The organism is Rhizobium sp. ZPR4 (assembly GCF_040215725.1).
Taxonomy (GTDB): Bacteria; Pseudomonadota; Alphaproteobacteria; order Rhizobiales; family Rhizobiaceae; genus Rhizobium; species Rhizobium rhizogenes_D.
This window is the reverse complement of sequence record NZ_CP157969.1, coordinates 296,593-308,621: the sequence shown is the minus strand read 5'-3', so window position 1 is coordinate 308,621 and position 12,029 is coordinate 296,593. Positions and strand designations below refer to the sequence as shown.

The following is a 12,029-nucleotide window of genomic DNA, read 5'->3' as shown; positions in this document are numbered from 1 at the left end:
CGCGCAGCCTCCACACAAGCTGCTGGCATGAAGTCATGTTCGCGTCGTGCGCGCGAGTACGCAACGGTAAATCTTCGTGTAAACGATGCCGGTACGGCACCCATTTCAAGGTGTTTACGGTAACGTACTTACGTTTTCGGGCACGTGATCTCATACTCGATCGATAACCTCCTTGGGGAAGGTCGTCGTTACGATGGATAGGCGGGACAGCGGAGCCGGTCATGCGAGCAAAGCGGCACAACGCGGTTTATGGCGTCTCATGCTCAAGCTGCCGGCCTTGAGAGGACGTCTCCAGATCCTTGCGGCAAGGAGCAGGCAGTTCGACGATCTTTTCGAAGCCTACGAGGAAGCAAGTCATGCGCTCGAGCGATTTCAGCGGGAGGGCAAGGGCAGTCGTCTTGTCGAGGAATACGAGGTCGTCTGTCGCGATATCGAAGCGGACGTGATCCAGCACATCCTTCAAGCCGGGCCTGACGTTTCAGATTGAGACGTCGAAATTGAAAGGATTGAACGCGCATTAGTTTTGTTCGCAATCTGTATTGCAACCCTCCATTATATAGTCATATATATCGTATTCCTACATTAGTGTATCTGCGCATGTGGGGCTGGGGATATGAGCATCAAATCGCACGAGACTGGGGAACGCGAAGTCTCGCTCGACGACGCCAAAGCTGAGCTTGAGCGGCTGCTCGGCGATGACCGGTTTCGTGTGTCCGATCGGCAACGTGACATTCTCCGCTATTTGGCCGAACGCCGGCTCTCGGGATGTGAAGAGGGTGTGAAGGCCTATTCGATTGCCCTTGACGTCCTCGGTCGTCCAAGCGGATTCGATGCAGCAAACGACCCCATTGTTCGTATCGAGATCAGCCGTTTGCGAACCAGTCTCGAAAGCTATTATGGCGTATTTGGCGCGGAGCTAGGTGTCACGATACATATCCCCAAGGGTAGCTATCTGACATTGTTCCTGAAAGTGCCGTTCGTTCGAGGGTATCAGCTCTCCGCTATCACAGATGCAACCCCTGCGTCGACGGTTATGTCCGTGCAGGAAGCCGCAATGGCTATATCCGCGGGACGCCGCAGCATTTGGATCGGCGTGGGAGCGGCAGTCCTTGTCCTTGTTGTCCTGCTAGCCGGAATAGGTCTCCTGCATCTGTCTCCGACGATGACGACCAAACCCACATTGACTGTGACCATGTCGGCCGTATCGCCCGACATGGCTGGTGAAGCCAGCCTTGCGCGTGACTTGCTACTCACCGTGCTGACGCAGTTTCAGACCGTGGTGGTGGCAAAGCCAACCTTCGCCAGCGTGCGTGCGAGCAGTACTAATCGCAGCTACGATATCGAAATCAAATATTATGGCGATAACGATGATCGCAGCGTCTGGTGGCAGATCGTCGACCGTACCTCCGGTGACCTCCTGAAATCAGGTGTCGAAAGGGTTGAGGCCAGTGGCCGAAGCGCTGGGACCGTGCGGGAAGAGATGGTGGGGATACTGGCAAGGCGCATCGCGGCAACCCGTGGGATCGTCAACACGATCGAAATGCAACGTAACCCGAAGGACGCGCTTGGCAACGCCTGTGTCCTTCGCGCAGAGTTCGCCCTGGATGAAGGGGGCAGCGCTGAGAGTGCCGCCGCTGCCGGCTGCTTGGAACGCACGCTTGCCCGTGTGCCTGACGATCCTGATGCCAACGCGCTGCTCGCCCGCATCCTGGTATCGCCGCGTGGTCATACGATTAATGCCGCCATACGCGATCGCGCCCTCGAACTGGCCAAGCGGGCTGCCTCGCTCGCCCCGCTTTCAGATCGGGCGCAGACGGCCCTGATGACGGTACATTTTCTCGCAGGACGGACGGATGTCGCGATCGAGGCGGGCAACCGTGCCATCTCTTTCAATCCGAACAGCCCCGAAGTTGCAGCATCGATGGGCCTGGTATTGTTCTCATCGGGCTATTGGAAAGCGGGCGTGGATCTTGCGCGGACGGCCAGCGACGAAAGTGATGTGCCGCCTCGCGACGCTATGCTGGTCCTTGCACTTGATGCCTATCGAAACGGCAACTGGTCCAAGGCGTCGCTGCTGGCGGAACAGGTCAATTGCTCCGACTTCATGGTTCGCGCCGTCAGAGCGGCAGCTTTGGGCCAGCTCGGCGCGCCGGATGCAAATGCTCGTCTCGATGACGCCAGGGGACGCGATCACGACTTCGAACGTCTCTTTCATCAAAGAATGGCGACGGTGCGCATGCAGCCCCAGATCGTGGCCGATCTCGAAACCGGACTTTCCAAGGCCGGTGCTAATTTCACTGCTGTCGCCAGCAATGGTCAGCCGTAATTTACCGCAACATTTACAGTTGCGTACTTGTACGGAGTGCCCACCCGCCCCATCCTGCCGTCGATTGTAGGGGTTCTACGCGTAGATGTGTTTGAGGGGAAACGCATGAAGTTGTATCATATGACCCGCGTGGTGACTGCAAGTATTTCCTTGTTGTTATCGGGTGCCGCAACCCAGGCAGCGGAAAATGGGACTGGCTTCTATCTCCTCGGATCCAAAGGCCCTGCCGCGGGCATCACGCCGCCACCGGGTGTCTATTTTCAGAATGATATCTATATTTACTCTGGCGATCTGGGTGGGGGGAAATCTCTGCCGGTAGGCGGTAAGGTGGCCGTTGGCGTCAGGGGCGACGCGGTCTTCGAGCTACCGACCATTTTGTGGATACTTCCGGAAGATGTCGCAGGAGGGCGGTTTGGCTTGTCAGCAACGTTGCCGGTCGGCTGGATGAAGACATCGGCCGATGTGACCTTGACCGGCCCTCGCGGCCGCACTGTTGGGGGCAACGTCACGGACACAGTCTTCACCGTTGGGGATCCCGTTATCAGTGGGCTATTGGGCTGGGAAGCGGGCAACTTTCACTGGCAGACCGGCGTGATGGTCAACGTGCCGATCGGCGACTATCAGGATGGCGAAATCGCCAATGTTGCGTTCCATCATTGGGGCGCGGACGTGTCAGCCTCCATGACCTGGCTCGATCCAGCCATTGGCCTCGATCTTTCGGGGACGGTTGGCATGACCTTCAATGCGGAAAATCCCGCAACGAATTATCGGACCGGCAACGAGCTTCATTTTGAGTGGGCCGCGGTCCAGCATTTCAATGAGCAGTTCGACGCTGGCCTGGTTGGCTACTACTATCAGCAGGTAAGCGGCGACAGCGGACAGGGAGCCACGCTCGGAGATTTCAAGGGACGAACCATGGCGATCGGTGCAACGGTCGGCTGGAACTTCAAGGTCGGAGAGCTGCCGGTGTCCGCCCGACTGAAATATTTTCATGAATTTGATACGAAGAACCGTGCAGACGGTGATGCCGTGTTTGTCACCCTGTCCATGCCATTGTCCATCACCAAGCCGGTATCGGCGCAGTAAAAGGGCCGGGTGCTGCCTTCCCTGGAGCGCGGTTGCCGCGCCTCAGGCATCGGATTGCAGGTTGGGCCAAAAGCAAACGCGGCACCAGAGTGATGCCACGTTTCCATGTTTCAGATGGATATCGATTGCCCGGTAGCTCGAAAACTACCGGGCAATCGCAACCTCATTGCCCATCGTTTCTTGTGGCTCGACCGCCCTTATTGCTCAAAGGCAAAGACCTTCTTCCAATCGCTCTTCATGTCCACGACAAGCCAATTGCGGCGTTGCGCCTCGTCCAGTGCCTTATCGAGCTTACCAAAGACCGACTGGCGATCATAGGCATATTCCCGGTCGGCATCGGTATGATGGATAAGCATCGCGAAACCCGGCCCCTTGGCCGCAGTTACCCAGCGCATCATCTCATAGTCGCCGTCGGAATTGCCGGCCACGAAGATTGGTTTGCGGCCGATGAACTTGTTGATACCCGAGGGCTTACCTCGGCCATCATCGACGAAGTCGATCTTAGGCAGGCGTTTGAGGACCGGCACGTCACCGACGATCGCATATTCGGTGGCGATCGTGCTGCCGACGACCTGCTCGGGCGGAATACCGTATAGGCGCTCCGTAACCGGCCGGATGAATTCGACGCCGCCGCCGGATACAATATAGGTCTTGAAACCGTTGGCACGCAGGTAATCCAGGAGCTCGCGCATCGGCACATAGGTCATGTCCGTGTAAGGCTTGCCGGTCTTCGGATGGGTCGCTTTGGCAAACCAGTCCGTGACGATCTTGTTGAACTGATCGGTCGTCATGCCGGAATGCGTCGCCGTGGCCAGTTCGACGATCCCCATTTCTCCACCCTTGGCCAACCCCTTCAGGTCACCATTCAGAATGCTCTTGAACGGCTCCTTCGTCTTCCATTCCGGATGTTGTGGCGCGAGTGTCTTGACGCGGTCGAGCATGAAGCCAAGCTGCACGTAATATGGCTGCTCCGTCCAGAGCGTGCCGTCATTGTCGAAAACGGCGATCCGGTCCTCGGGCGCGACATAGCCGTCACCACCTTGGGTCACCGTCGCCTTGACGAAATCGATGATGCGGGATTTGGCTGCCGTATCGTTCCATGATGTCAATGGCTCCTGCGCCAGAGCGGGGAGCACGCCAATCAGGAGCAAGGCAAACCCTGCGATCAAGGAGGCGAGAGCCGCCTCGATCTTATCATGAGCTCTGTTCATCGCACCTCTCCTTACGCTTTAATTCGTCTCACGCATCGAAAGCCCACATGGCTCGTGGATGTGTCCTCCGGCTCGGCATGCCGGGCGGCGGGTCGGTAGCGACGGCAGTAGTTCGGGGCACACAAATGCGAGCCACCCTTCAGCACGCGTCGCGCAATTTTTATATTCGGCTGTCGAGGGTCGAAACTGGCCTCAACGTTGCCACCCCTCGGATTGCTTGGAATGCAACAGGAATGCGCCGCCGGTTCGGGGTGGCGTGTCGTCCAATAGTCGGCCGTCCATTCCCATACATTGCCGATCATATCGTAGAGCCCGTAGCCGTTGGCGGGAAACGAACGGACGGGTGTGGTGCGTTCCTGGCCCTTCGGTTTGGTCGAATGGGTCGGAAACGTTCCCTGCCAGGTGTTGGCCATGAGCTCGCCACCCGGCTGCAACTCGTCTCCCCAGGCAAATTCGCTGTCATCCAGTCCACCGCGGGCGGCCAGTTCCCACTCCGCCTCCGTCGGCAGATCCAGTCCTGCCCAGTCGGCATAGGCCCTGGCATCGCTCCAGGCGACATGAATGACGGGGTGATCGAGTTTTCCGCGAAGGTCGCTCAGGCCTCCAAGCGGGCGGCGCCAGTTTGCGCCGAACTTGAACGCCCACCATTGCCGGATATCCGATCCGTCGATCGCTTTGGGTTGCGAAAAGACCAGCGAACCGGCCCGCAGCATTGATGGAAGAGCGCCGGGATAATCCTTGGGATCGGGCGCTTTTTCCGCCGTCGTCACATAGCCGGTGTCGTTGACGAATTGCATGAAACGGCGATTTGTGACCGGCGTCTCATCGATCCAGAAGCCGTCCACCTTGACCGGATGCGCCGGCGCTTCCTCAGGATAGTGATTGTCCGATCCCATCCTGTAGGTTTGCCCCGGTATCCATATCATGCCGGCAGGGGCTATGCCTTCCTGCTCAACGCCGTCGAACGCCAGTGACATCGTCGCCTCCGGTTGATGAGAGGCCATGTTTGCTTTGCTTCATGTCGACACGTAAGTACGCAACAGTAAATCGCGGGAACGTTTACGTAAGCCGGCCGCAAACGTGCTCCATTATGCCGCTAGCGGGGCTTCGAGGTCGGATTGAGCGCGGGAAGGTGTCGGCCCGACGATCGCACAAAGAGTTGTGTCTGTCTTCTTGCGACAAGCGCTGCAATGCGTTTTCGATCGACATCATTTGGGCTTCCGCCAAAGAGCCTAGCCTCGAGCGCTTGAATATGCCCGCGCAGTTCCGGCTGATGCGCATTCGCCCATGCATGAAGTGTATGATAGCCCTCGGACCTGCTCCATTGCTGGAGTGCGGCGTAGACCTTTGGCAGATCGGCCGAGGCAATTGTGGATTTGAGACGCCTGAGCCGGTATCGGCGCGATTGCGAAATGCGCGCGAGGCCATTTCTCGTCATCTCGGCGATTTTTTCCGGAAGGTCGCGTGCACGCCAACAGACACTGACCACTAATAAGATGCCAAGAATCCAAATGGCGACGGCGCGCCGCTCTTCAAGGACGTCTCGTATTTCACGGTGGGATGCGGGGGCGATTCCAGTGGCTGCGGGCGCCGGTGACACGAGGATTGTCCTTGCTGGCAAACTGGCAACCGCCGACATGTGAGAATTGATATCAAACCAGGGATAATTGATCTCCGGAAGCATGAAGCTCCCGGCCGCTGTCATCGTATAGGCGATGGTTTCCGTTCTCCGGCTCACCGTGCCTCTATCCTGAGCGATATTATCGGCAAGCGCTGGCTGCTTCACATATTGGTGAAGCCCATCAACAACACCGAGGTTGACCGGCGGCATCAGCATCGACTGGGTATCGGCGGCGGTCACCGAAATGGTACGCACAAGGGTATCGCCGGTCTTCAACCGGTCCTGATCACGGTCGAAGGTCTGGGTGACCTCAAGTCTACGAGCCGCAAACTCGACGGCTGTGCTCCCATCCGCAACATTCGTGCCGGTTGCAACGGTAAAGGAGACCGGCTGAGTTGCTGTCACCGCCTCGACCGGAACACCATCTCCAAAATAGCCAAGTTCTATTCGAATTGGTGGCACATCGAATGTCCCCGTGGCCTGCGGAACGATCAGATAGGTATGCGCGATCATGGAATATTGCGTCCCGTCGATCGATTGCACCGCAGTACGCGCGCGCTCTTCCGGAAGGGTGACCATGGCATCCGGCAGGTCGAACAGGGGAAACTGTGGCGGCGAGGTGAAATAATTCGGTGCAAGGACCTCGACCGTCAGATGCACCTGCTGACCAGGTACGACGGCCTTCGCGTCTTCGATGCGCGCGCGGGCAAATGGATCGGCGGCCATGGCCGGGGCCGGCATCAATAGTAACAGGAATAGCAGCCATCTCATCACCGCGCCCCGCGATCCTCGAGGGCAAACTTTCGCGCCATCAGGTCTGCTGGGCTGACGGCGATGTTCCTGATCCACATCTCCGAAGTCTGCTCGGCCATATCGATCATGCCAGCCTTGCCGCGCTTGCCCTTGTCATCGAACTGAATGCTATCAGGTTTTTCGTTCGGTTCCTGTGCCTCTTCGTCGTCCTCTTGCTGTTTCTTTTTCAAGAGTTCGGCAATGGCGAGATTTGCCTCAGCCTCCGGCCATGCCTTCCGCTTCTCCAGTGCCTTGTGATAGGCCGCGATTGCCTCGTCGAACTCGCCTGTATGAACCAGGCAATTGCCCTGGTTGTACCAGGCCTCCGCTGTGTCTGACATCGCAAAAGCTTGCGATGCCTGTCGGTAGCGGCCGGCCCGATAGAGCGCGACGCCTTTCCAGTTCGGATCCTTGAACAGGCTTGCCGCGCGCTCGAACTGTCCGCGCTCGAACGCCAGTTGCCCTTGCTGATCGGAGGTGAGCCACATGTCGGCGAAGTCTGCGGCGCGGGCTTCCGTCGGCACGATAAGCCGCATGGTGAGGACTACGATCGCCACCTTGACAACCCAGCCGCGGCGAAACGAGAGCGCGAATGCAAGCACCGTTGGCACCACAAGCCACCATCCCAGATCGCGCCAGCGATCACCGCTCCCGGTATTTTGCCGGATGAAATTTGCTTGGATATTCTCAGCGATCCACCGGACATCCGCATCGTCATCGGTCATGGTTGCCACCTCTGCACCCATCCCGGTTGCGGTGCCGCGCAGAGCGCCTAGGTCGAGCGCCGAATTGAGCCTTTTTCCGCCATCGGGCGAAAAAGCACGACCACCTGCTGAGTCGACCACACCGCCGGCCTCCGTCCCGAAGCCCAGTATCAGCAGATTACTATCGATCTGCTTTGCTGCTGCCTCAGCTGCCTTCTCGACCCCGTCGGTCAGCAGCAGAATGGTTCCGGGGCCGCCCTCCGCCTTCATCAACCCGCCGGCCAGATTGAGCGCAGCCGACGTATCTTTCCCCGGCTTCGGCATGATGCCGGTTGCAAGGGCGTCCGTATAGGTCTCGATCAGGGCATTGTCGTCGGTGAGCGGAACAACCAGATGGGCTGTTCCCGCATAGGCGATTACGCCCGTGCGGGCGCCTTGGCGTGTCGCCAGAATATCGTGGATTTTCAGCTTTGCGCGCTCGATCCGGCTCGGGCTTATGTCAACGGCATCCATGGTCGGCGAAAGGTCGACGGCAATGACCAGTGCCGCGGTATCGGCGAGGAAAGGTGGCGCTTCGTGCTGCCAGGTCGGACCGGCCAGACCGAGGATGGAGAGACCAAGTACAATCGCAAGCAACCAGGCGGGTCTCAGATTGCCACGTTGATCGGGTTCGACCAGCAATTTGTCGAGTAGATGGGGCGCAATCATGCTGCTCCAGCGACGCCTTATATCCAGTGTTCGCGACGATAGCCAAATGACCACAAGTGGCACGATCAGCGCCATCAGCCACCATGGTCTCAGAAAATGGAGGTCGGAGATCATGTTGCCACCCTCCGCCTGGCGTGACCAATAAGCCCTGTGAGCAGGCACCATCCTGATAGGAGGGAAAACGCCATGGCGAGCGGCCACTGAAACAGTTCGACACGTGGCCGCCAGGACAGCCGCTTCTGGTCTTGCGGCGTGATGGCATCGAGCACATTGTAGATCGTGGCAAGCGAGGCCTGATCACTGCCGAAAAAGTAGCGCCCGCCAGTCTTTGCTGCGATCTGTTGCAGGGTCGAGATGTCGAGCTTCTCCTCGCCGGTGGCTTTCGGATCGCCAATCCCAACCGTGTGGATGACAATGCCCTTTGCCTTGGCGATCTCGGCTGCCTTCAACGGTGGCATCTTACTTGCCGTGTCATTACCATCCGTCAAAAGGATCAGGACCTTCTCGGGTACGTTCGTCTTGTCGAACATGCGAATGGCAAGCCCCAGTGAATCCCCAAGCGAGGTCCGCGGTCCCGCAATTCCCGGAAGCAGGCCCGCAACCAGCGTGCGCACGAGGGCGTGGTCCATGGTAAAGGGTGCAAGAGGGTAGGGGGCGTCGCCGAAGGCGATCAAGCCGATCCGGTCACCGCTGCGCTTTTCAATGAAATCGGATACGGTCTGTCTGACCGCATCGACACGGGGTTCAGGCTTGCCGTCGGCACCCGGGAAATCGCGTGTATCCATCGATTGCGAGAGATCAAGCGCCAGGAGGATGTCACGCTGAGGCTCCAGCTTCTCGAGAGGCGGCTCGATGAATTGTGGCCTTGCAAGCGCAAGGATAAGCAGACACCATGCAATTGTTTCGACGATGATCTGCGATCGTGACCGTCTCGCCGCGATCGACCCACGAGCCGGGGTAACGCCAGCAGCTTTTGCTACTTCGTCAAAGAATGGCAGTCTGACGGACGGCGACGTGGCGTGATGCGGAGGAAAAAGCCAGCGCACGACGAGCGGCAGAGGCACAAGAACAAGCAACCAAGGCAGATCAAGCTGATACATGATGTCCCTCGATCCAATGTCTGGCGTCCTGCACCAGTTGCGTAAGCTCCGAAGAAGGCAAGTGCTGAAAGGGTGTTCCATCATGATATTCGAGGTCGTCGAACAATCGCTTGAGGACAACACTCTCGTCATTATCCGCGCTTGATGCCAGGAAGGCATTCCAATTGGCCCCCGTCAGGGGCGCAACCTGTTCACGCCTCCAGCCGGCAAGCGCCGTGCGTTTGACGAGCTCGGCCAGATCGTCAATGCCCTGCTGGCGTGTTGCTGGGACCTGGATAGTCTCAGCGATCTCTACCAGCAGCTCCAGCGCCTCGCGCCGATAGGCATTGCGCTGGTAGCGTCTGAAGGCTCGAAAGCCATAGACAGCAAGAACCAGGAGGATGCAGACGACAACAAGGGCCCAGCCCCAGGTTTGTGGCATCCAGGAAACCGGCTCCGGCACGGAAATGTCATGCAGCGAGCGTAACGCGACATTTGCCATCCGGTTTGGATTGACCGTTGCCTCCGCCATCATCGCCTCCGTTGTCGCCAATTGGCCTGTTCGAGCAGACGACGCAGCTGCGGCGCCGTTTCTTCCGCAGCCGAAATGGGTAACATCGGCAGGCCAAGTTCCCGTTGCCAGGCGCGCAGCCCTCTGCCGCGCTGGCGGGCAAATGCATCGATCGCGCTGCGGACGGAACTCTCGTCAAGCGCAAGCTGGGCCTGTAGCTCGCCACCACTGACGACGATCTCGCCGCGTTTCGGCAACTCCAACAGAAACGGATCGTAGACCAGCAGACAGATAACATCGTTGCGGCTAGAAAGCCTGAGAAGCAGATCGCGTGTGCGGTCGCCGTGGCCGTCAAAGTCACTGACGATGATCAGCAGATGATCATGGTGGGCGACGGTTGAAAGCCGCGTGAGGACGTCGTCGAGGCTTGAGGGGGAGGGCTCGTCTGGAGAAGACGCGCAGAGCCTGGCATTCTGTTCGGCGATCGCGTCCGCGAGCGCAATGACCGCATTGCGGCTGCGATGCGGCTTGATCTCGCTGACTGCGCTATCGTTGAAGACTAGGCCGCCGACACGGTCACCCGAGCCAAGAACACGCCAGGCACAGAGAATGGCTGCTTCCGCAGCCGTGACGGACTTCATCGACTGGCGGCTTCCGAAGAACATGTTGATGCGCTGATCGACCACTATGGTCGTCGGCCGTTCCTTTTCTTCGCCGTAGACCCTGACGACGGGACTTCCGATGCGTGCCGTCACCCGCCAGTCGATCGAGCGAATATCGTCGCCGGGCAGATATTCGCGCAGCTCCTCGAAGATCAGGCCGCGTCCACGCAGGTTTGATTGCATGCGGCCGGAGAGTTGTTGATGGCTCTTGGCACGCTGCACGAATCTCAAATCACGGGCCCGGCTTTCGAGAGCGACGAGCCTGTCGGTCGATGTGTGAATCCGGTCGTCTTCAACGGCTCTTTCGGCAGGCCTCATGAGACCGCCACCAGATCCGTGATGCGATCGATTACCTGGTCGGCTGCCGTATTCGAGGCGTGGGCTTCATAGGAGAGGATCAGGCGATGGCGAAACACGTCGTTGACGATGGCCTTGACATCATCCGGGGTCACGTAATCGCGGCCCTGGAACCAGGCGCGCGAGCGCGCGACCTTATCGAGACCAATGATACCGCGCGGGCTTACGCCGACCTGCAGCAGCTTTGCCAGGTCCTTGTCGTAGCGGTCCGGATAGCGTGTCGCAAAGACCAGTGCGACCATGTATTTCTCGACCGGATCGGAGACCGTGACCATCCCGATCTCCTTGCGGGCATCGAAGATTACATTGGGGTCGAGGCGTTCCGTCGCGACGGCCGCGTTGCTGCTGTGGGCGGCATTTTCCTCATCGCGGTTGAGGCGCATGATCGCTGCTTCCGAGGTCTCGTCGGGATAGCCGACCTCGACATGCATCAGAAAGCGGTCTAGCTGCGCCTCCGGGAGCGGATAGGTGCCTTCCTGTTCGATTGGATTCTGTGTCGCCATGACCATGAACAGATCGGGCAGGCGATAGCTCTTGCCACCCACGGTGACTTGCCGCTCTTCCATTGCCTCCAAAAGCGCAGACTGAACTTTCGCAGGCGCGCGGTTGATCTCGTCGGCGAGGATCAGATTGGCAAAGATCGGCCCCTGCTGAAACTTGAACTCGCCTTTGCCGCCCTCGGAAAAATAAATCTCCGAGCCGGTGATATCGGCCGGTAACAGGTCCGGCGTGAATTGGACACGCGAAAGCTCGGAATTGAGGTTTTTCGCCAGGCTCTTGATTGCCCGGGTCTTGGCGAGGCCCGGCAAGCCTTCGACGAGAAGATGGCCGTTGGCAAGCAGTCCGAGCAGGAGGCGCTCGACCATGCCTTCCTGTCCGATGATGGACTGGCCGATGCGCTTGCCAAGGGCGAGAATGTCGTCACGTGCGGCCATGGAACAGACTTTTCGTGTTGGAAGGAAAAAAGCGGAG

The 12,029-nt window shown here is 58.7% G+C and carries 11 protein-coding genes; 3 read left to right on the top strand and 8 right to left on the bottom strand.

Annotation, left to right across the window (positions count from 1 at the left end; all coding sequences use genetic code 11):
- Positions 1-277 precede the first annotated feature (277 nt).
- The 3 genes from ABOK31_RS29240 (at position 278) to ABOK31_RS29230 (ending at position 3,412) form a co-directional block, all read left to right on the top strand.
- Positions 278-487: a hypothetical protein gene (locus ABOK31_RS29240; protein WP_349962395.1), complete on the top strand. Its 210-nt coding sequence runs from the start codon at positions 278-280 to the stop codon at positions 485-487.
- Between the two features lie 126 nt (positions 488-613).
- Positions 614-2,326 (top strand): hypothetical protein, encoded by a 1,713-nt coding sequence (locus tag ABOK31_RS29235; RefSeq protein WP_349962394.1) that lies wholly within the window; start codon positions 614-616, stop codon positions 2,324-2,326.
- Positions 2,327-2,446: 120 nt separating this feature from the next.
- The gene (locus ABOK31_RS29230; RefSeq protein ID WP_349962808.1) at positions 2,447-3,412 is read left to right on the top strand and encodes a transporter; all 966 of its coding nucleotides are present in this window, start codon (positions 2,447-2,449) and stop codon (positions 3,410-3,412) included.
- Positions 3,413-3,609: 197 nt separating this feature from the next.
- On the opposite strand, the gene ABOK31_RS29225 is transcribed toward ABOK31_RS29230, so the two are convergent.
- From ABOK31_RS29225 to ABOK31_RS29190, 8 genes are all read right to left on the bottom strand, one after another.
- Positions 3,610-4,623, bottom strand: a complete 1,014-nt coding sequence (locus tag ABOK31_RS29225; RefSeq protein WP_349962392.1) for an HAD family hydrolase — start codon at positions 4,621-4,623, stop codon at positions 3,610-3,612.
- An 11-nt stretch (positions 4,624-4,634) separates the two neighbouring features.
- A complete protein-coding gene (locus ABOK31_RS29220) occupies positions 4,635-5,600 on the bottom strand; it encodes a formylglycine-generating enzyme family protein (protein WP_349962390.1) in 966 nt (321 codons plus the stop codon).
- Positions 5,601-5,719: 119 nt separating this feature from the next.
- Positions 5,720-7,093, bottom strand: a complete 1,374-nt coding sequence (locus tag ABOK31_RS29215; protein WP_350019313.1) for a BatD family protein — start codon at positions 7,091-7,093, stop codon at positions 5,720-5,722.
- The gene (locus ABOK31_RS29210) at positions 7,015-8,562 is read right to left on the bottom strand and encodes a VWA domain-containing protein (protein WP_349962389.1); all 1,548 of its coding nucleotides are present in this window, start codon (positions 8,560-8,562) and stop codon (positions 7,015-7,017) included. The genes ABOK31_RS29215 and ABOK31_RS29210 overlap by 79 nt, the downstream gene beginning before the upstream one ends.
- Positions 8,559-9,548 carry a VWA domain-containing protein gene (locus ABOK31_RS29205; protein ID WP_349962387.1) on the bottom strand — a complete coding sequence of 330 codons (990 nt, stop codon included), beginning with the start codon at positions 9,546-9,548 and terminating at the stop codon, positions 8,559-8,561. Before ABOK31_RS29205 ends, ABOK31_RS29210 begins: the two co-directional genes overlap by 4 nt.
- Positions 9,535-10,059, bottom strand: a complete 525-nt coding sequence (locus ABOK31_RS29200; protein ID WP_350019312.1) for a DUF4381 domain-containing protein — start codon at positions 10,057-10,059, stop codon at positions 9,535-9,537. The genes ABOK31_RS29205 and ABOK31_RS29200 overlap by 14 nt, the downstream gene beginning before the upstream one ends.
- Positions 10,059-11,018, bottom strand: a complete 960-nt coding sequence (locus ABOK31_RS29195) for a DUF58 domain-containing protein (RefSeq protein WP_349962384.1) — start codon at positions 11,016-11,018, stop codon at positions 10,059-10,061. The genes ABOK31_RS29200 and ABOK31_RS29195 overlap by 1 nt, the downstream gene beginning before the upstream one ends.
- The gene (locus ABOK31_RS29190; RefSeq protein WP_349962382.1) at positions 11,015-11,992 is read right to left on the bottom strand and encodes a MoxR family ATPase; all 978 of its coding nucleotides are present in this window, start codon (positions 11,990-11,992) and stop codon (positions 11,015-11,017) included. The genes ABOK31_RS29195 and ABOK31_RS29190 overlap by 4 nt, the downstream gene beginning before the upstream one ends.
- Between the last annotated feature and the right edge of the window lie 37 nt (positions 11,993-12,029).

Excerpts from the sequence above, each read along its gene's own strand:
- ABOK31_RS29235 (WP_349962394.1), top strand. The coding sequence starts at position 614 with ATGAGCATCAAATCGCACGAGACTGGGGAACGCGAAGTCTCGCTCGAC.
- ABOK31_RS29230 (WP_349962808.1), top strand. The coding sequence starts at position 2,447 with ATGACCCGCGTGGTGACTGCAAGTATTTCCTTGTTGTTATCGGGTGCC.
- ABOK31_RS29225 (WP_349962392.1), bottom strand. The coding sequence starts at position 4,623 with ATGAACAGAGCTCATGATAAGATCGAGGCGGCTCTCGCCTCCTTGATC.
- ABOK31_RS29220 (WP_349962390.1), bottom strand. The coding sequence starts at position 5,600 with ATGTCACTGGCGTTCGACGGCGTTGAGCAGGAAGGCATAGCCCCTGCC.
- ABOK31_RS29210 (WP_349962389.1), bottom strand. The coding sequence starts at position 8,562 with ATGATCTCCGACCTCCATTTTCTGAGACCATGGTGGCTGATGGCGCTG.
- ABOK31_RS29205 (WP_349962387.1), bottom strand. The coding sequence starts at position 9,548 with ATGTATCAGCTTGATCTGCCTTGGTTGCTTGTTCTTGTGCCTCTGCCG.
- ABOK31_RS29200 (WP_350019312.1), bottom strand. The coding sequence starts at position 10,059 with ATGGCGGAGGCAACGGTCAATCCAAACCGGATGGCAAATGTCGCGTTA.
- ABOK31_RS29195 (WP_349962384.1), bottom strand. The coding sequence starts at position 11,018 with ATGAGGCCTGCCGAAAGAGCCGTTGAAGACGACCGGATTCACACATCG.
- ABOK31_RS29190 (WP_349962382.1), bottom strand. The coding sequence starts at position 11,992 with ATGGCCGCACGTGACGACATTCTCGCCCTTGGCAAGCGCATCGGCCAG.